Consider the following 18,130-nt stretch of genomic DNA (forward strand, 5'->3'; position numbering starts at 1 on the left):
CCGCGGCAGGAGCCGCCCAGAAGCGTCCCGGAGCGCCAAGCCTGAGTGCTCGGCGGCGATGGCGGTGATCGCCGGCCTTGGTCTGCGCGCAGCGGCGTGCCCTGCCCGGTAGTCCTGGTTCGATGTGGGGGGAGCTCGCTCTGGCGGCGACTGTCGCCCTTGGTCTGCGCGCCGCGGCGTGTCCTGGCCGGTGGTCCCTGTTCGATGTGGGGGGAGCTCGCTCCCCCCACGGCCCCCCAGGAGCGCCTGTGCCATCGTGCTGGGGGAGCCGCGGGTGCACCAGGACACGCTCCCCCCACGGCCCCCCAAGAGCGCATGTGCCATGGCCCGGGGGATTCCGCTACCACGGCCTCCCAGGAGCGCCTGCGCCATGGCGGGGCGGATCCCAAGAAGACAAGGGATGTCCCGGTGAGCAGCGCCCTTTATGCGGGGTTGACCGGCGGTATGGGATACCTGAGGCTGCAATCGAAGCGTTACTCACCGGACATTGAGGGTGTTGCAGCCGTGGGTTACCCTGCCCTTCTCCGACGGTATCGGGTGGTCTGCCCGGCTCGTCGGTCGGTCGCGCCGAGCGTCGTCCGGGTAGGGCGCGCCTGATCGACCAGGTTAGGAAGGACCGTCATGGCCACCACGTCATGGGACCTTCAGGTCGGCTGGCAGTACCGGGCCGCCTGCAAGGGACTACAGTCGCACCTGTTCTTCGCGCCGAACCACCTCGAGCGCAAGGACGAGCGGCTCACGCGCGAGCGAGCAGCGAAAGCCATCTGCCACGAGTGCCCCGTGCTCGCCGAGTGCCGCGAGTACGCGCTCCTGGTCCGCGAGCCGCACGGGATCTGGGGCGGCCTCAACGAGTACGAGCGACGCCAGCTCCTGAACCGTCGCGCGGGCTGAGCCCGGACGTCGACGGGGGCCGGGTCGCAGCGACCCGGCCCCCGTCGACGTCCGGTAGCCTTCGACCGTCCGCGCCCGTCGCGAAGGAACCCCCCGAGGACCAGGGCGGGCGCGGGACCACCTCACGTGACGAGGGGACCACCTCACGTGACGAGGAGATCACCTCGCGTGACGACAAGGAGCGCCGATGACCAAGTGGGAGTACGTCACCGTCCCCCTGCTGCCCCACAGCACCAAGCAGATCCTTGACAACTGGGGCGAGGACGGCTGGGAGCTCGTCGCGGTGCACACCGCCGAAGTGGGCGGCATGCTCGCCTTCTTCAAGCGCCCCAAGGGCTGACCCGCCGGCGTCAGCAGCGGCCGCGGCCGGGCGACCCGAGGTCACGGCCACTCCACCCCGCCCACCGCACCTCCCTCCGCGTTCAGGCAGCGCAGCGTGCCGTCAACATCTGAGCCCAGGTCGCTGTCCCATGTCCGGCCGCTTCGATAGCGTGTCCGGCATGGATCTGGATGCGGCGTTCGCCAGCCTTCGGGGCCTCGCGCCCAGGGCGGTGCAGCAGGACATGGCCAGGGCGGTCGCCGCGGCGCTCGACGAGCGGGCGCCGCTGCTGGTGCACGCGCCGACCGGGGTGGGCAAGTCGCTCGGCTACCTCGTCCCCGTGGTGGCCGCCGGCCGGCGCGCGATCGTGGCCACCGCCACCAAGGCGCTGCAGGCCCAGCTCGTCGAGCGCGACCTGCCCCGCCTGGCCGACGCCTTCGGCACCACTTCCGCCCTGCTCATGGGGCGAGGAAACTACCTGTGCCTGAGCAGGGCGGATGGCCTGGTGGCGGCGACCCGGCTGGCCGCCACCGCGCAGGAGGAGGCCGCTCTGGAGCTGGTCGACTGGGCGCTCGAGTCGGAGACAGGCAGCCGCCTGGACGCACCGCCCGGAGTGCGGGACGACGTCTGGGACCTCGTCTCCACCTCTGGCGAGGACTGCCCGGGACAGAAGGGGTGCGCCTTCCACCAGCGCTGCTTCGCCGAACGAGCTCGCGAGCGGGCCCGCGACGTCGACGTGGTGGTCACCAACCACCATCTGCTCTTGCTCGAGCTCGAGCTGCGCCAGCTCTCGGACGCGCCAGGGGTGATGCTCCCCGAGGCCGACGTGGTCGTGGTCGACGAGGCCCACCGGCTGGCCGCGCACGCGGCCGACCTCTACGGCGTCTCAGTGACCGCCACCCGGGTTTCCAGGGCCGGGGCGGCCGCCGACGCCGTGGCCAAGGCGGCCGGGGTGCGTTCCGACTGGGCCAGGCGGCTGCGCGCGAGCTGGGAGCGCCACGCCGGCGAGCTGCGTCCCGGCGCCGTCGTGCCCGGCTCCCGGGCCTGGCTCGGCCTCGGTCGGGCCCTCGCCCCGGTCCTGCGTGAAGCCGAGGAGGCCCGGAGCTCCCTCAAGGACCTGAGCGGCCTCGACGAGGAGCTGCAGGGCGGCCTCCACGCGGCCAGGCGCCGCCTGCACGGCCTCTGCCGCGACCTCACGCGCCTGATGGAGCCCGAGCCGGGCCCCGGCCGGGACGACGGCGACCCCGACGCCGAGCCGGGTGACGGCTCGACCGGGAAGCCGGGTGACGGCCAGGCCGGCCGTGACGGCCGGGTCCGGTCCGGTGCGGGCGACCAGGGTGGGCCACGCGACGAGCCCGCGCGGGAGCTGGCGGTCTGGGTCGAGGAGCGGCGGGACGGGGGGCGGGCCATCAGGTCGGCGCTGGTCGAGCCCGGGCCGGTCCTGCAGGCGGTGCTCTGGGCCCGGGTGCCGGCGACCGTCGCCTGCTCGGCGACCCTGGCCGTGGCCGGCAGCCTGGACGCGGCCCGGGCCGCCCTCGGGGTGGCGGACGCGGCCGGGCTGGTGGCCGAGTCCCCGTTCGACTTCCGGCGCAACGCCCTGCTCTACGTCCCCGGCTCCGTGCCGGCACCGTCCAGCGACCGCTTCCAGGCCGCCGCCGAGCAGGAGCTGCGCGGCCTGGTCGAGTCGTCAAGCGGCCGGGCCCTGGTCCTGTGCACGTCGTGGCGGGCGGTCGAGAGCTTCGCGGCCGCTCTCGCCGACCTCCCCTACGAGCTGCTGGTCCAGGGCGACGACACGCCAGCCCGGCTCGCCGCCCGCTTCCGCGACGAGGTCGCGAGCGTGCTGGTGGCCACCCGCACGTTCTTCGAGGGCGTGGACGTGCCCGGACCGAGCCTGTCGCTGCTGGTGCTCGACCGGCTGCCGTTCCCGCGGCCCGACGACCCCCTGCTGTCCGAGCGGGGCCGCCGGGTCGAGCGACAGGGAGGTTCGCGGTTCTCGGCCGTGTGGCTGCCGGAGGCGGTCGTCTCGCTGCAGCAGGCACTGGGCCGCCTGGTGCGCTCGGAGTCGGACCGGGGCGTGATGGCCGTGCTCGACCGGCGCCTGGCCGACGCCGCCTACGGCGCGACCCTGCTCGCGAGCCTGCCCCCGGCCCCCCTGACCCGCTCGCCCGCGGACGTGCGAGCGTTCTTCGCGGCAGGAGCGGGGCGGTAGGCTTGGCCCCCGCCCGCAGGCCCCGCCCCTGGCCCACCCGCCCGCAGGCCCCCGCCCGAAGGAGCCGCCATGCCAACCCCCGAAGAGCGACTCGAGGAGCTCGGCATCACCCTGCCCGAGCCGGTCCCGCCGGTCGCAGCCTACGTTCCCTGCGTCCGCACCGGCGACCTCGTGTACGTCTCCGGCCAGGTGCCCCTCGTGGACGGTCGGCCCGGCTGGACGGGCCGGCTCGGCGCGGGCGACCTCACCCTCGACGACGGGGTCCAGGCCGCCCGGCGCTGCGCAATCAACGTCGTGGCAGCGCTCAAGCAGGAGCTGGGCGACCTCTCCCGGGTGCGCCGGGTGGTCAAGGTGAACGGGTACGTGGCGAGCGACCCCGGCTTCACCGACCAGCCGAAGGTCGTCAACGGGGCCAGCCTGCTGTTCGGCGAGGTGTTCGGCGACGCCGGCCGCCACGCCCGGGCCGCGGTCGGCGTGGCCGCCCTCCCCCTGGGCGTCCCCGTCGAGGTAGAGGCGATCGTGGAGGTCGCGGGCGGGTAGGGCGGCGCTGTCGCACCCGTGGGCGAGACTCGTCCGGGTCGCCGGGCTGGTGGCTTGAACGGTCCGGATGCGGGGGACAACTACACAGAAGGCGGCCACAGCAACACAGAAGGCGGCTACAGCGAAGGTGGCGGACCCCACGCCACCACGGGAAGGGAGCCGCGCCGTGCGGGTGCGACCAGCGGTCAGGCCGGCGACCGGCCCGGGACGACAGGCGCTGGTACCGAGGCGGCACCGCCACCGCGACCGGCGCCTGGCCTGGGCCCTCGTGCTGGTCCTTGTGCCTGCTCTGGTCCTGGGCGCCTGCGACGGCGGGCAGCTCGGCGGCGCCTTGGGCGGTGACGGCCCGGGCGCGGCCGGCCCGCCACCGTCCGGGTCCTCCACCAGGCCGCCGCGCGACGCCCAGCGCGCCACCGTGCTCAGGGTCGTGGACGGCGACACCGTCGAGCTGCGGGGCACCGGCAAGGGGCCGCTGCGCTCGGGGTTCAAGACCACGGTCCGCCTGCTCGAGGTGGACACCCCCGAGACCAAGCTCGGGGTCGAGTGCTACGGGCCGGAGGCGGCCGCCTTCACCAAGAAGCTGCTGGCGCCCGGGTCCACCGTGCTCGTCTCGCCTGACCGGGAGCTCCGCGACCGCTACGGGCGGACGCTGCTCTACGTGTGGACCGCCAAGGGTGTGTTCGCCAACCAGGAGCTGATCCGCACCGGCCATGCGACCGCGGTCCTCTACAAGCCGAACGACCGCTACATCGGCCTCATGCGCCGGACCGAGGCGGCCGCCAAGGCGAAGAAGCTCGGCCTGTGGGGCCGGTGCGGCGGCAACGCCCCCAACCGCCCGAGGGGCGGGTCGGCGGGGACTGGCGCGCGCACCCAGCCGAGCGGCCCCGGGCAGGCCGCCCCCAGCGGCAGGAACACCTGCCCCGCCTCCCACCCGGTCAAGGGCAACATCGGCGAGAACGGCAAGATCTACCACGTGCCGGGGAGCAGGGACTACGCGCGCACCAACCCGGAGCTGTGCTTCGCCGACGAGGCGGCCGCCAAGGCGGCCGGCTTCCGCCGGGCCGGGTAGCTCGGCTTCGCCGACGAGGCAGCCGCCGAAGCCGCCGGCTTCCGCCAAGCCGGGTAGCGGGCTAGCCTGCGGTGCCGGGGCGCCCACCAGCCGGGGAGGGCGCGGGCGGGTCCGACGGAGCGGTGGACATGGACGGGACCGGTGGGCCGAGGGGCGCGGGGCCGCTACGCCGCTTCGCGCTCGCCCTTGCGTGCCTGACCAGGATCCCGGGGCCGCGGCTGGAGGTCGGCCCGGGCGACCTGCGCCGGGCGTCGCCCCTGTTCCCGGCCGTCGGGCTGGTGGTCGCCGGGCTCGGCGTGGCCGTCCGGGCCGCGGTCGCGCCGGTCTGGGGCGGCGCGGTCGCGACCATCCTGGCCGTGGCCGCAATGATCGCGGTCACCGGCGCGCTCCACGAGGACGGGCTGGCCGACTCGGCCGACGGCCTGTGGGGCGGGACCGACCCGGCCGGGCGCCTGGCGATCATGCGCGACAGCCGGCTTGGCACCTACGGCATCGTCGCCCTGGGCACCGTCCTCGCTCTGCGCACCGCGCTGCTGCTGCCGCTCGGCCTGGCCGACTTCGCCCGCGCCGCCGTCTGCGGCCACGTGCTGGCCCGCGCCTCGGCCCTGCTCGTCGCCCGGGTCCTGCCGCCCGCCGCGGCCGGCAGCGGCGCCGAGATCGCCGGGCCGCTCGGCCCCGGCGAGGTGCTGACCGCCTCGGCGGTGGTGGCCGCGACCCTGGCCGCCGCGGCCGGGCCCTGGGCCCCGGTCCCGCTCGCGGCCGGCCTGGCCGCCTGCCTGGCCTGCATCCGGCTGTTCCGCCGCCGCCTGGGCGGCTTCACCGGCGACAGCCTGGGCGCGGCCAACCAGCTGGTCGAGCTGGTCACCGTGGCGGCGGTCGCCGCCCTGGCCCGCGCCGGTCTCCTCTGACGCCGGCGCCGGGACGAGTCGATCCGGACGGCGACGGGCGGCGGCCGGCGGCAGGGCCCGGTCAGGCCGACAGCGTCTCGACCAGCAGCTCCTCGAGCCAGCCGAGGTAGGCAAGCAGGTGCATGGCGGGCGCGGACGGGGCGGACTCGTCGACGTGCCCGTCGAAGTCGTCCTCGATGCCCAGGCGCACCCCGAGAGCAAGGCGCAGGTCGTTCAGCACGCCCAGCCATGCCATCGCCTCCTCCTCGCTGAGGTCGACCGTCCAGCGCCGCCTGCTGACCGAGCCGCGCGCGAGGCTGCTGGTCATCAGGTCGAGGTTGGCGAGCTTGGCGCTCAGCAGGTCGTCGTGGACGAGGGTGTGGTACTCCTCCTCCCGCTCGCGGTCGCCCGCGTCCCGGTAGGCGGGCGGGAACAGCCGCGCGGTGACCGGGTCGGGCTGTCCGCCCGAAAGCTGCTCGGCGGTGAGGACGCCGCGGAGCTGGTCGGGCAGGTTGCGCAGGACCTGGGCCTCCTGCGGGCTCAGCCTGACCCGGACGCGGCCGCCGACCCGTTTGAACGCGCCGGCCACTCAACGGTCCTTCTGCATCGTGGCCCACAGCCCGTGACCGTGGAGCCGGAAGACGTCGAACTCGGCCTTCTCGCGCGGCCCGCTCGACACCACCGCCTTCCCCTTGTGGTGGACGTCCAGCATCAGGCTGGTGGCCTTCTCCTTGGAGTAGCCGAACAGCTTCTGGAACACGAAGACCACGTAGGACATCAGGTTGATCGGGTCGTTCCAGACGATCACGATCCACGGGATGTCCGGGTCGACGATCTCGTCGTGCTCTTCGGTGCGCTCGCGCACCGGTGCGGTCGTGCTCATGCCGGTATGGTCGCAAATCTGGCTGTGGAGTGGGAGCAGGGGGAGCCAGCCCGAGCACCGACGAGGTCATCCGCTCCATCGCCTCGCAGGTCGCAGCGGAGTGGGGGCAGAGGGAGCCGGCCCGAGCACCGGGCGCGTGCCGCGGCGCGGGCGCGGGGCCCACGGTAGGATCGGCAACGTGAGCAGCGCGGGCGATGGCAGCATGGGGATCGTCGGGGGTGGCGTCCTCGGCTTGGCCGTGGCCAGGCACCTGGCGCTGACCAGGCCGGGGCTCGCGGTGACCGTGCTCGAGAAGGAGGCCCAGGTCGGGCTGCACCAGACCGGCCGGAACAGCGGGGTCGCCCATGCCGGGGTCTACTACGAGCCGGGCTCGCTCAAGGCCCGGCTCTGCCGCCGGGGCATCGAGCTGCTGCGGGGCTACTGCCAGGACAACGGCGTGCCGTACGAGGAGTGCGGCAAGGTGATCGTCGCCGTCGACGCCGGGGAGCTGCCGCGCCTCGAGCGGATCGCGGAGCGCGCCGCCGCCAACGGCGTCCCCGGCATCCGCAGGCTGGACGCTGGCGAGCTGCGCGAGGTCGAGCCGCACGCCCGGGGCGTGGCCGCGCTCCACTCGCCGAAGACCGCGATCGTGGACTTCGCCGCCTACGCGCGGGCGCTGGCCAAGGAGGTGGAGGCCGCCGGGGGGCAGATCCGCACCGCGACCGAGGTGCGCGCCATCGAGCAGCGGGCGGGGGCCGTCCGGGTCGAGACGACCGACGCCGAGGTCCTCGAGCTGGGGCGGCTGGTGGTCTGCGCCGGCCTGCACGCCGACCGGGTCGCGGCGCTCAGCGGCGACGACGCCGACCCGCGGATCGTCCCCTTCCGGGGCGACTACTACCTGCTGCGGCCGGAGCGGCGCCACCTCGTGCGCGGCCTGATCTACCCGGTGCCCGACCCCAGGTACCCGTTCCTCGGCATCCATCTGACCCGGCGCATCGACGGCGAGGTCCTGGTCGGTCCCAACGCCGTCCTCGCCTTCGCCCGGGAGGGGTACCGCCTGTCCACGGTCGACCGCCGTGACCTGTGGCAGACGCTCGCCTGGCCGGGGTTCCGGACCATGGCCAGGCGGCACTGGCGCACCGGCGCGCGGGAGCTCTGGCACTCGGTGAGCCGCGCCGCGTTCGTAGGCGAGGCGCGCCGGTACGTGCCCGAGCTGCGCCCGGCCGACGTGGTCCGGGGACCGTCCGGGGTGCGGGCCCAGGCCGTGGCCCGCGACGGCGCCTTGGTCGACGACTTCCGGATCACCGCCCGAGGCCGGGTCGTGAACATCCGCAACGCCCCGTCGCCCGCGGCCACGTCGTCGCTGGCCATCGCCGAGGCAATCTGCGAGCGCCTGTAGCCCAAAGCCCGGGGCGGGCGGCCTTCCCCCGGAGCGGGCGGCAGGCCCCGCCGGCCGGGGGCCCGCCGGCCCGGGGGCCCGCCGCCCCGCCGCCCCGGGGCCCGCCGGCACCCGGGCCCGCCGGCCCGGGCGTGGAGCTAGCCGGGGGTGGCCAGGCGGCGGTGGTCGCCCTGCCGGACGGTGATCCCGCTGCGGTCGAGGTGCTCCAGCAGGGGGATGGCGGTCTTCCGGGTCGTGCCCATCGCCTCCTTCGCCTCGGCGGCGGTGAACGGCCGGTCGCCCGGGAACGTCCTGCGCAGGGACCCGACCGCCTGGGTGAGCGCCTCGGCGCCCACGTGCAGGCCGGGGCCGACGTTCACCAGGACACCGAGGCGGACCAGGGCGGCGAGCATGCGCCGGTCGGCGCCGAGGGCGGCCAGCTGGTCGTCGCTCAGCACGGTCACCCCGCCGGCGGCCAGGGCCACCTCGACCGCGGCGCGGACCGCCCGCTGACCAGGGTCGAGCCGCACGCCATGGCCGGGGAGCCGCACGGCCGGCCCGTCGACGACCAGCCGCCCGGAGGCGACCAGGGCCTCGACGACCTCGGCCCCGCCCGCCTTCCAGGCCGCCTCCGCGCCCCCGAGCGCGCGGGCCGGCGCCGCACCCCGCGCGGCGAGGCGGGCCAGCTCGGCCGGCATGCCCGGGACGAGCGGCTCGGCCCGGTGGTGGGCGGCGACCGCTTCGAGCACGTCCTGCCGCGCCCGCTGCCAGGCCTCGGGTGCCCAGGCCACCGCCCGGCCGCGCACCAAGCGGCCGTCCTCGGCCGCGGCAGCCAGCTGCGCGGCGAGCGCCGGCTCCCCGGCGCCGGCGAGGGCGGGCAGCTCGCCCCGGCTGGCCAGCCCCCGCTCGGCCAGCACCCGCTCGAGCAGCCCGGCCCGGCCAGCCGCCTCGCGGGCCTCCAGCTCCTCGGCCCGGCGCACCCGCCCGGCCGTGCCATGCACCCCGGGGAGCGGGAACGGGTCGAGAACCCGTCCGCCGCCCACGGTCTCGTCGCGGCCGCTGTCGCGCAGCACCAGCGGCTCGAACACGTCGAGCACGAGCTCGCGCTCCAGGTGGAGGCGGACGAGGCCGTCCTCGCCGGGCCGGATCTCGTGGGCGTCCAGGGGCTGCAGGCGCACGGCCGTCTCGGCCGCGCCGGCGTAGAGCAGGTAGGCGCCCTTGGGCCGGAGCGGCGCGGGAGCCCCGGCCAGGCAGCGGAGGCGGCAGTCGGCCGCGCGGGTCGGCGCCCACTGCCGGGGCAGCACGAGCACGTCGCCGCGGGCCACGTCCCCGGTGGCCACGCCGGCCAGGTTGACGGCCAGGCGCCGGGCGGGGGCGGCCCGCTGGAGCGGTCTCCCGTGCCCCTGGAGACCGCGGATCCGCACCTCCCGGCGGGCCGGCAGCAGCACCGCGCGGCTGTCGGCGGCCAGCGTGCCGCCGGAGAGGGTGCCGGTCACCACCGTGCCGCTGCCCCGGATCGAGAACACCCGGTCGACCGGGAGCCGCGGCCGGCCCCGGTCCGGCGGGTCGGGGGTGCGGTCGAGGGCCCGGTCCAGCTCGGTCCGGAGCTGGTCGAGTCCCGAGCCCAGCGGCGCCGCCGTGGCCACCACGGGCGCGCCGGCGAGCGTGGTGCCGGCCAGCCGCCCGGCCACCTCCCGGGCCACCCGGTCCCGGGTGGCCGCGTCGACCAGGTCCACCTTGGTGAGCGCGACCACGCCGGTGGCCACGCCGAGCAGGTCCAGGATGGCGAGGTGCTCAGCCGACTGCGGGCGCCAGCCCTCGCTCGCGTCGACCACGAACAGGGCGCAGTCCACCCCGCCCACGCCGGCCAGCATGTTGTGGACGAAGCGCTCGTGGCCGGGCACGTCCACGAAGCCGACTTCGCGGCCGGACGGCAGGGTGGTCCAGGCGAAGCCGAGGTCGATCGTCATGCCCCGGGCCTTCTCCTCGTCCAGCCGGTCCGGGTCGGTACCGGTGAGCGCCAGCACGAGCGCCGACTTGCCGTGGTCGACGTGCCCGGCGGTCCCGACGACATGCGCCATCAGCGAACCCGTCCCCTGCCGGGGCCGCCCACCCCGCCGCTCGGACCCATGGCGCCTTCTCTTCCAGCCGGTCCTGAAGCCCCTGCGGTCCAGGGGCCCCCCACCTCGCCGCTCCCGCCCGCCTCGCCGTTCCCGCCCCCGGTGTCCTCGTCCGGCCCGGGGGTGGCCGCGCCTGGGCCCGCATCTGCGGCGCCTTCACCAGGCCTGGGGGTGGCCGGGCCTGGGCCCTGCCGGAGGGCGGCGGCAAGGGCGGCGGCAAGGGCGGCGGCGACCAGCTCGTCGGCGTCGGGGGGGACCGTGCGCAGGTCGACCACGACCCGGCTGCGCTCGGCACGGGCGATCACCGGGAGGTCGCCGCCCCGCAGGCGGGCCAGGACGGCCTCCACCGGCACCGGGGTCGGGTCGACCTCCACCAGCACGCTGGGCAGGCCCTCGCCGGGCAGGCTCCCGCCCCCGGCCACGCTGGCGCCTTCCCGCAGACAGGCCGGTGGCCCGAGCCGCGCGGCCAGGGCGGCGGCCCGCGGCCGCAGGTCGTCGGGCCCGAGGGTCAGCGCACGCCAGACCGGCAGCTCGTCCCGGAGGCCCCTGGCGTGCGCCTCCAGGGTTGCCTCGAGCGCGGCCACGGTGAGCTTGTCGGCCCGCACGGCCCGGGCCACCGGGTCCTTCGACAGGCGCTGCACCAGGTCGGCCCGGCCCGCGACCAGCCCGGCCTGCGGGCCGCCGAGCAGCTTGTCACCCGAGAAGAGCACGAGGTCGGTCCCTGCGGACAGGCTGCCGGCCACCGACGGCTCGGCCCCGAACGACCCGGCCAGCAGCCCCGACCCGAGGTCATGCAGCAGCGGCAGACCGTGCTCGTGGGCCAGGGCGGCCACCTCGGCCAGCGCCGGGCTGGCGGTGAAGCCGACCACACGGTAGTTGGAGGGGTGCACCACCAGCACGCAGCCGGTGCGCTCACCCAGGGCCCGGGCGTAGTCGGCCAGGTGGGTGCGGTTGGTGGTGCCCACCTCGACCAGCGTCACCCCGGCCGCCTCCATGACCGACGGGAGCCGGAACTCGCCGCCGATCTCGATCAGCTCGCCCCGCGAGACGACCACCTCGCGGCCGCGGGCGAGCGCGTGGAGCGCGAGGAGCAGGGCGCCGGCCGCGTTGTTGACCACCAGGCCGCCCTCGGCGCCGGTGACCTCCCGGAGAAGCGCCGTGGCGGCCGCGCCCCGGTGTCCCCGGGTCCCCGCGGCGAGGTCGTACTCGACGGTGGCGTAGCCAGCGGCCTCGGCCACCGCGGCCCTGGCCGCCTCGGACAGCGGCGCCCGGCCCAGGTTGGTGTGCAGCACCACCCCGGTCGCGTTGATCACCGCGCGTGTCCGGCCCCGGGAGAGCGCCTCGACCGCGCCCGTCACCCGAGCGGCCAGCTCGTCCATGCCCGGCACGCGCTCGCCGGCGGCGGCTGCCTGCCTGCTGGCGTCGAGCGTGCGACGCACCGCGCCCAGGACCCGGGCCCGGCCCCAGGTCGCGGCGCAGGCCGCCACCTTGGGGTGTTCGAGGAGCGTGTCGACGCCGGGCACGGCGCGGCGGGGGTCGGAGGCCATGGCCCATTCTGTGCCACCATCGGACCGGACGCAGGCCAAAACGGCGTGGTGCGGCTTGGAGCTGGCTTGGAGCTGGCCTGGTAACGGCCGGGTAAGCGGCCGGAAACGGCCGGGTACGCCTTGGGGAGCATGCGCGTACGACCGGTTCTGCCGGGTGCAAACCAGGCTAACCCAGTCATCCGCTGCCATTTTGCTCAGTCGTATTAATAGGTGAAACCCCTTCGAGCTCGTCCCTCCGGGCAGGTGAGTTGTCGAGACGCGAGATATTTGCGTACAGTTCTCGTGGCAAGAAGCTTCCCCCATCTTGTGTCTCGAATAGTGAGATCGGCATGATGTCAGCGCACGACGCAATGCCCAATGCACGACTCCGCCGCCAGCGGCGCCAACGGGGATGGTCCTTGCAGCGGGTGGCGGAAGAGCTACAGAAATTGTGTGAGCTCGAGGGCCGTCGCGTGGGTGTGACCGCCAGCATGGTCGGCAAGTGGGAACGGGGGTTCAAGCGGCCCAGCCCGTTCTACCAGGAGAAGTTGTGCGCGCTCTACGGCCTGTCGGCCGAGCAGCTCGGGTTGGTGGATGACGCAGAGCAGGCGTTACCGGCGTGGTCCCTCGATCGCGACACGCTGGCTGAGACCCTTGAGTCGTGGAGACATGACGTGGAACGCCGAGCCTTCCTTCGCCACATGACCAGCGTCGCCGGGGTCGCCGCGCTCGCGCCGGCGCTCGATACGGTGGGAGCCGAGCCGCATGAGCGGCTCGCCCGGGCGCTGGACCGACCCAGCCGGGTCGACGACGCCACCATGGGGCACCTGGAGACGGTCATCAGCGAGTGCCGTCGCCTCGACGACCGCATCGGCTCGCGCGACCTGCAGGGTCCGGTCACCGGCCACCTGCAGCTCATCACCTCCCTGCTGCAGGGCTCGCAGTCCGGGCCGGTGCACCGCCGGCTGTGCACCGCAGCGGCCCAGGTCGCCCAGCTCGCCGGCTGGCTCGCCTTCGACATGAACGATCACCGGGCCGCCAGGCGGTACTACGAGGTCGCGCTCAGGGCCGCCCAGGAGGCAGGGGACCGCGCCTTGGCCGCCTACGTGCTCGGCTGCATGAGCGTGGTCGCCACCTACGGCCAGGACGCCTACGCCGGCCTCCAGCTCGCTCTCGAGGCGCAGAACAGGGGGAGAGGGTCGGTGACGGCGACCACGCTCGCCTGGCTCTGCCGGGTCGAGGCGCTCGCCCTGGCGACCCTCGGCGAGGCGGGGCCCTGCGCCTCGGCCCTCGACCGGGCCGAGGCCGCCATCGCCCAGGCGTCGTCGGCGTCCGACCCGCCCTGGATCTACCATTTCGACCGCTCCCAGCTCGCCGGGCAGAAGGGCGCCTGCTACGTGCGGCTGCACCGGCCGCACGACGCGCAGGCGTCCCTCGGCGAGGCGCTCACGACGCTGAGCACGGAATTCGTGCGCGACCGGTCGCTGCACCTGACCCATCTGGCGAGCGCGTACGCCCAGCAGGGGGAGATCGAGGAGGCGTGCCGCCTGGCCGGCGACTCCTTGACCAACGCCATGTACACGGGATCGGCCCGCGAATTGCGGCGCATCCACGAGTTCCGCCGTGACCTCGACCGGTGGAACGGGACGGCGGCGGTGAAAAACCTGGACGCGCAGCTGCTCCTGGCCTAGCGTCTACGTAGCAATTCCCATTCCTAATTGCTCAGTCATTCCGAGGCAGCCGCCTTGCTCCATCGTGTCTAGAACAGGTGTCTCGCGCTGACCAGAAAGGAATAGTCAGCCGCACCCACCAGCGGGAGCGGCTCAGGCCGGGCGCGCCCGCTCGGTTCGCTGGGCCCGCGGGGTGTGCAGGGCGTGCAGAAGGGCCGGCACCTCGGGAAGCGGCAGGTCGATCCCGCGGATCCAGCGCGTCGCCCCTCCGGCCGAGTGCCGGCTCGGCACCGCCAGCACGTACCCTCCGCGCCCATGCCAGTGGAGGTGGCTGCGGGAGGCGGACCCGGACCCGGTGTGGCCCGGCACGGCCGCGTCGCCGAACCCCGTCGGGCGTACGAAGTAGTGCCAGCGGCCGCTGCCGGTGCGCGCCACCGGGCCCGCCGGGGTGATGCCCTGGGGGAACCTGTACGACTGGCCGGCCGGGCCGGCGACGTCCAGGACGTCGAACATCACCCCGGTGGCGAGCCCGATGTTGGCCTCGGGGCGGCGCAGCCAGCAACGCTCGATCCGGGCGGCGTCGGTGGTGGCCTCCTCGAGCCAGCGCTGGGAGAGCGGGTGCTCTCCAGGGTGGAGGCAGCCGAGCTGCTGGCACGAGCATTCGAGGCTGCTCCAGCGGCCGCGCTGCCAGTTGTTGGCAGGATGGTGGCAGGGGAAGACCGGGATGCCCCGCTCGGCGTAGTCGAGGGCCGCTCTGAGCAGGCTGTTGGTCATGCGCAGCTTCATCCCGATCCCTTTCATCGCGCCCCCCGAGGCTCACCGTTGCGCGAAGCCTGCAACGTGAAGCCTGCAACATGCGGAACCGCAGCAGGGGACCATGCTCCGCCGCGACGGCGAAAGAGTCTTTACGGGTCCCGGGGATGTCCCTTGCGGTATCCGGTTATGTACCGCAAACCGCTATACCAGGGCGAACCTGCCTGACGGGCGGCGCCAGGGCGTCAAGTACCATGCCTGCCATGCAAGGAGCGCCGAAGAGGACCCCGGTCGTTCCGGCTCGCCCCGCCGCCACCGTGGTCGTGCTGCGCGACGGGCCGACGGGGCTCGAGGTGTACCTGCAGCGGCGCACGATGACGATGGGGTTCGCAGCTGGGCTCTGGGTCTTCCCGGGGGGCCGGGTGGACCGGGTCGACCAGGACCCGGCCGTCGACGCGACCTGGTCGGGCCCTGGCCCAGAGGCATGGGCGGCCCGCCTCGGCCTCGGCCGTTCCGAGGCACGGGGGACGGTGGTGGCCGCCTGCCGGGAATGCCTGGAGGAGGCCGGGGTCCTGCTCGCCGACCGCGCACCCGAGCCCGCCGCGCTGGACGCGGCCCGGCGGCAGCTGCTCGCCGGCCGGCAGGGGCTTGGCGCCGTGCTCGCCGGCCTCGGGGTGCGTCTGGACACCAGCCGGCTGCGCTACTGGGCCTGGTGGGTGACGCCGGAGGCCGAGACCCGCCGCTACGACACGCGCTTCTTCGTGGCCGGGCTGCCCAGGGGCGCCACCGTGACCGTCCACGGCCTGGAGGCCGAGCGCGGGCACTGGCTCCCGGTGGCGTCGGCCGTGGCCGAGCCGGTGCGCATGCTGCCGCCGACCTGGTGCACGCTGCGCGAGCTGACCGCCTTCTCGTCGGTGGCCGAGGTGCTGGCGGCGGCCGACGCACGGGTGATCGAGCGCACCCTTCCCCTCTGGGCCGGCGACGCCGTGGTGCTTCCTTCGGGCGAGCGCATCCGCCTGCCGCCGCTGGGCCAGCGTGCCCCCGAGCCGCCTGGAGCGCGCGAGGCCCGACTGCCCCAGGTCCCCTCGCCCGAGGCGGGCAAGGCTCTCTCACCCGAGGCGGGTCAGGCTCCCTCTTCCCAGGCTTCCCAGGCGGGCGAGGCTCCCTCGCCCCAAGCGTCCCAGGCTCCCTCGTCCGAGGCGGACGAGGGAGCCTCGCCCCAGGTGACGTTGCCCGAGGCGGGCGAGGGTCGGGGTGGGCGGCCGTGACCGGTGCCGTCGAGCGGTGGAGCGAGCGGGTCACCCGGATCCTCGCCCCCAACCCGTCGCCGATGACGCTCGAGGGAACCAACACCTACGTCGTGAGCGAGCCGGACGCCGGAGAGGTAGTGGTGATCGACCCTGGCCCGCCCGATGCCCACCACGCGCAGCGGGTGCTGCGGGCGTGCGAGGGCCGCCTGGTCGAGCTCGTGCTGCTCACCCACACCCACGTCGACCACGCCGAGGGGGCCCGGGCGTTCGCCGAGCGGGCCGGCGCCCCGCTGGCCGCGCTCGCCCCGGCCTGGTCGACGCCTCGCGCCCCAGCCCTGGTCGCTGGCCGGCCGCTGGCCGCTGGGAGCTTGGGCCTGGTACCAGTACCGACTCCCGGCCACGCCCCGGACCACTGCTGCTACCTGCTCGGCACCGAGCAGGCGATGTTCACCGGCGACCACGTGCTCGGCCGCGGGTCCACCGTGGTCGACTGGCCGGAGGGGGACATGAGCGACTACCTGCGCTCGCTGTCCATCCTGCTCGACTACGACCTGGAGCGGCTCTACCCGGGGCACGGGCCACTGGTGCCCGACGCCGCCAGCAAGATCGACGAGTACATCGCCCACCGGCGCGCGCGCGAGCGCCAGGTCCTGGCCGCGCTCGCCGCGGGCGACCGGACCCCGGCCGAGATCGTCGCCCGGGTCTACGCCGAGGTCGAGCCCGTGCTCCACCCGGCCGCCGAGCGCTCGGTCCGGGCCCACCTGGCCAAGCTCGTCCGCGAGGGCCGCGCCCTGGCTGACGGCGACCGCTTCGCCCGCGCCCCCTGAGCGTGCATGTCCCGCGGTCGCACATCCACCGGTAGTCCTCGTTCGATGTGGGGGGAGCTCGCTCTGGCGGCGACCGTCGCCCTTGGTCTGCGCGCAGCGGCGTGTCCTGACCGGCAGTCCTCGGTCGATGTGGGGGGAGCTCGCTCCCCCCACGGCCCCCCAAGAGCGCCTGTGCCAGCTTCCCGGGGAGCCGCGGGTGCACCAGGACACGCTCCCCCCACGGCCCCCCAAGAGCGCCTGTGCCAGCTTCCCGGGGAGCCGCGGGTGCACCAGGACACGCTCCCCCCACGGCCCCCCAAGAGCGCCGGTGCCATGGTCGGGTGGATCCCACCGCCACCGGCCCCCCAACAGCGCCGGTGCCACAGCCGGGCGGACCGGCCGGCGCCACGCGGGCTGCCAGGGGCTTCATAGCCAATTTGCAGTAGACCACCTCTCCTCGTTTAAGGTAGTCGCCCTGCGCTTCGGTCCCCCAACCGAGCGCAGGGCAACCGACCCCCCAGCCAGGGAGGCGCTCTTGCCCGTCCGCGCCCGCACCCTCGCCCTGCTGATCGCGCTGCTCGCGGTCGCATCCCTGCTCGCCCTGGCCGCCGCGGCCGACGACAAGCGGACCGACCTGTCCCAGACCCAGCGGGAGCTCGGCCGGGTCGAAGCCGTGCTGCGTGACGCCCGCGCCGACTCGGCGGCGGTCGCCTCGGCGCTGGCCGAGGCGGACCGGTCCGTGGCCGGGGCCAGGGGCCGGCTGGATGTGGCCAGGGAGCGCCTGGCAGCGGCACGCCAGAGCAGCGTGCAGGCGGCCAGGTTCGCGGCCAGGGTAGAGGCCGAGCTGGCCGACCTCCGGGCCGGGCTGGCCGAGCGGGCTCGCGGCGCCTACATGACCGGCGGCTCGGGCGACCTCGCCGTGCTGGTCGACCCCGACCACCTGCCTGAGCTGCTGGACCGGGCCACAACCCTCGACTACATCGCCCAGTCGGGCAGTGACGCGCTCAGCCGCCTGCGAGGGGTGCAGCGGCAGTCCGAGGAGCTGCACGAGCGGGCGCTCCAGGTGGAGCGGGCGCGCCGAGCGGCTGGTGAGGCGGTGGCCAGGGAGGTCGCCGACCTGGAGCGGGTCCAGGCGGTGCGCGCCCGCGCCAAGCAGGCGCTGGACGGCAGGATCGCCTGGCTGGCGGGCCAGGCCGTCGCCCTGCGCTCCCGCTCGGCCGAGCTGCGGCGCCTGATCCGGCAGGAGGAGGCGGAGCGGGCACGCCAGGCGGCCGAGCGGCGGGCTGGCGGCACCCAGCGATCTGAGGTCCGGGAGCAGCCGGTGGGACGGGGTCCGGGGGGCCGCTGCGACCTGTCGGGCACCTCGGCGGCCGAGCGCTGGATCATCATGCACGAGTCCGGCGGCGACCCGACGGCCGACAACCCCACCTCGACCGCGTTCGGTCTCGGCCAGCTCCTGCTCGGCAACCGTATCCTCTACCTGGGCGTCGACTACGCCACCACCGACTGCGGCAAGCAGCTCAAGGCCTTCCGCAGCTACGTCCGCGACCGCTACGGCACCGCCGAGGCAGCCAAGGCCTTCTGGCAGTCCCACGGCTGGTACTGAGCGCGGTCCGTATCGCCTCCAGCGTGCGAGGCCCCCATGGCCTGCAGCGCGTGAGGCCCCACAGCCTGCAACGTGCGAGGCCCACTCGCCCGCACGTCCGAGGCGCCGCTGCCTGCAGCGCGTGAGGCTGGCGCTGCCTGCAGCGCGTGAGGCCCGCGCTGCCTGAAGCGCGTGAGGCCCGCGCCGCCTGAAGCGCGCCAGGCTCGAGCTCCCATGGCGAACCGGCAGATAATGACCCGGTCGC

General features: G+C 75.1%; 16 protein-coding genes. 11 read left to right on the forward strand and 5 right to left on the reverse strand.

What is annotated here, in order from left to right; translation table 11 throughout:
• The first annotated feature begins 621 nt into the window (after positions 1 to 621).
• From VG276_09680 to cobS, 6 genes are all read left to right on the forward strand, one after another.
• Positions 622 to 891 (forward strand): WhiB family transcriptional regulator, encoded by a 270-nt coding sequence (locus VG276_09680; GenBank protein ID HEV8649654.1) that lies wholly within the window; start codon positions 622 to 624, stop codon positions 889 to 891.
• A 187-nt stretch (positions 892 to 1,078) separates the two neighbouring features.
• Positions 1,079 to 1,231 (forward strand): hypothetical protein, encoded by a 153-nt coding sequence (locus VG276_09685; protein ID HEV8649655.1) that lies wholly within the window; start codon positions 1,079 to 1,081, stop codon positions 1,229 to 1,231.
• Between the two features lie 160 nt (positions 1,232 to 1,391).
• Positions 1,392 to 3,419, forward strand: coding sequence for an ATP-dependent DNA helicase (locus VG276_09690; protein ID HEV8649656.1), 2,028 nt, complete (start codon positions 1,392 to 1,394; stop codon positions 3,417 to 3,419).
• Between the two features lie 69 nt (positions 3,420 to 3,488).
• Positions 3,489 to 3,959 carry a RidA family protein gene (locus VG276_09695; protein HEV8649657.1) on the forward strand — a complete coding sequence of 157 codons (471 nt, stop codon included), beginning with the start codon at positions 3,489 to 3,491 and terminating at the stop codon, positions 3,957 to 3,959.
• 166 nt (positions 3,960 to 4,125) lie between these two features.
• Complete coding sequence (locus VG276_09700) at positions 4,126 to 5,028, forward strand: thermonuclease family protein (GenBank protein HEV8649658.1); 903 nt, start codon at positions 4,126 to 4,128, stop codon at positions 5,026 to 5,028.
• 128 nt (positions 5,029 to 5,156) lie between these two features.
• Complete coding sequence (gene cobS / locus VG276_09705) at positions 5,157 to 5,936, forward strand: adenosylcobinamide-GDP ribazoletransferase (protein ID HEV8649659.1); 780 nt, start codon at positions 5,157 to 5,159, stop codon at positions 5,934 to 5,936.
• A 61-nt stretch (positions 5,937 to 5,997) separates the two neighbouring features.
• On the opposite strand, the gene VG276_09710 is transcribed toward cobS, so the two are convergent.
• Both VG276_09710 and clpS read right to left on the reverse strand, forming a co-directional pair.
• A complete protein-coding gene (locus tag VG276_09710) occupies positions 5,998 to 6,504 on the reverse strand; it encodes a DUF2017 family protein (GenBank protein ID HEV8649660.1) in 507 nt (168 codons plus the stop codon).
• Complete coding sequence (gene clpS, locus VG276_09715; protein HEV8649661.1) at positions 6,505 to 6,798, reverse strand: ATP-dependent Clp protease adapter ClpS; 294 nt, start codon at positions 6,796 to 6,798, stop codon at positions 6,505 to 6,507. It lies immediately after the preceding gene.
• 202 nt (positions 6,799 to 7,000) lie between these two features.
• Here clpS and lhgO point away from each other — a divergent pair, with 202 nt between their 5' ends.
• The gene (gene lhgO / locus VG276_09720; protein ID HEV8649662.1) at positions 7,001 to 8,176 is read left to right on the forward strand and encodes an L-2-hydroxyglutarate oxidase; all 1,176 of its coding nucleotides are present in this window, start codon (positions 7,001 to 7,003) and stop codon (positions 8,174 to 8,176) included.
• A 137-nt stretch (positions 8,177 to 8,313) separates the two neighbouring features.
• Here the strand turns inward: lhgO and selB are convergent, their stop codons facing one another.
• Complete coding sequence (gene selB / locus VG276_09725; protein ID HEV8649663.1) at positions 8,314 to 10,236, reverse strand: selenocysteine-specific translation elongation factor; 1,923 nt, start codon at positions 10,234 to 10,236, stop codon at positions 8,314 to 8,316.
• Positions 10,236 to 11,822 carry an L-seryl-tRNA(Sec) selenium transferase gene (gene selA / locus VG276_09730; protein HEV8649664.1) on the reverse strand — a complete coding sequence of 529 codons (1,587 nt, stop codon included), beginning with the start codon at positions 11,820 to 11,822 and terminating at the stop codon, positions 10,236 to 10,238. The genes selB and selA overlap by 1 nt, the downstream gene beginning before the upstream one ends.
• Before the next feature lie 350 nt (positions 11,823 to 12,172).
• On the opposite strand from selA, the gene VG276_09735 reads away from it, so the two are divergent.
• Positions 12,173 to 13,492 carry a helix-turn-helix transcriptional regulator gene (locus tag VG276_09735; GenBank protein ID HEV8649665.1) on the forward strand — a complete coding sequence of 440 codons (1,320 nt, stop codon included), beginning with the start codon at positions 12,173 to 12,175 and terminating at the stop codon, positions 13,490 to 13,492.
• Positions 13,493 to 13,624: 132 nt separating this feature from the next.
• Here the strand turns inward: VG276_09735 and VG276_09740 are convergent, their stop codons facing one another.
• Complete coding sequence (locus VG276_09740; protein ID HEV8649666.1) at positions 13,625 to 14,257, reverse strand: bifunctional DNA primase/polymerase; 633 nt, start codon at positions 14,255 to 14,257, stop codon at positions 13,625 to 13,627.
• Positions 14,258 to 14,487: 230 nt separating this feature from the next.
• Between VG276_09740 and VG276_09745 the strand changes: the two genes are divergently transcribed.
• From VG276_09745 to VG276_09755, 3 genes are all read left to right on the forward strand, one after another.
• Positions 14,488 to 15,492 (forward strand): NUDIX hydrolase, encoded by a 1,005-nt coding sequence (locus VG276_09745; GenBank protein HEV8649667.1) that lies wholly within the window; start codon positions 14,488 to 14,490, stop codon positions 15,490 to 15,492.
• Entirely contained in the window at positions 15,489 to 16,301 is an 813-nt protein-coding gene (locus tag VG276_09750; protein HEV8649668.1) for an MBL fold metallo-hydrolase, read from the forward strand. Before VG276_09745 ends, VG276_09750 begins: the two co-directional genes overlap by 4 nt.
• Before the next feature lie 514 nt (positions 16,302 to 16,815).
• Complete coding sequence (locus VG276_09755; GenBank protein ID HEV8649669.1) at positions 16,816 to 17,886, forward strand: hypothetical protein; 1,071 nt, start codon at positions 16,816 to 16,818, stop codon at positions 17,884 to 17,886.
• The last annotated feature ends 244 nt before the right edge of the window (positions 17,887 to 18,130 follow it).

Source organism: Actinomycetes bacterium (assembly GCA_036000965.1).
Classification (GTDB): domain Bacteria; phylum Actinomycetota; class CALGFH01; order CALGFH01; family CALGFH01; genus DASYUT01.

Bases quoted from the DNA above. Each gene is read 5' to 3' on its own strand.
- VG276_09680 (HEV8649654.1), top strand. From the start codon at position 622: ATGGCCACCACGTCATGGGACCTTCAGGTCGGCTGGCAGTACCGGGCC.
- VG276_09685 (HEV8649655.1), top strand. From the start codon at position 1,079: ATGACCAAGTGGGAGTACGTCACCGTCCCCCTGCTGCCCCACAGCACC.
- VG276_09690 (HEV8649656.1), top strand. From the start codon at position 1,392: ATGGATCTGGATGCGGCGTTCGCCAGCCTTCGGGGCCTCGCGCCCAGG.
- VG276_09695 (HEV8649657.1), top strand. From the start codon at position 3,489: ATGCCAACCCCCGAAGAGCGACTCGAGGAGCTCGGCATCACCCTGCCC.
- cobS (HEV8649659.1), top strand. From the start codon at position 5,157: ATGGACGGGACCGGTGGGCCGAGGGGCGCGGGGCCGCTACGCCGCTTC.
- clpS (HEV8649661.1), bottom strand. From the start codon at position 6,798: ATGAGCACGACCGCACCGGTGCGCGAGCGCACCGAAGAGCACGACGAG.
- lhgO (HEV8649662.1), top strand. From the start codon at position 7,001: ATGGGGATCGTCGGGGGTGGCGTCCTCGGCTTGGCCGTGGCCAGGCAC.
- selB (HEV8649663.1), bottom strand. From the start codon at position 10,236: ATGGCGCATGTCGTCGGGACCGCCGGGCACGTCGACCACGGCAAGTCG.
- selA (HEV8649664.1), bottom strand. From the start codon at position 11,822: ATGGCCTCCGACCCCCGCCGCGCCGTGCCCGGCGTCGACACGCTCCTC.
- VG276_09735 (HEV8649665.1), top strand. From the start codon at position 12,173: ATGCCCAATGCACGACTCCGCCGCCAGCGGCGCCAACGGGGATGGTCC.
- VG276_09740 (HEV8649666.1), bottom strand. From the start codon at position 14,257: ATGAAGCTGCGCATGACCAACAGCCTGCTCAGAGCGGCCCTCGACTAC.
- VG276_09745 (HEV8649667.1), top strand. From the start codon at position 14,488: ATGCAAGGAGCGCCGAAGAGGACCCCGGTCGTTCCGGCTCGCCCCGCC.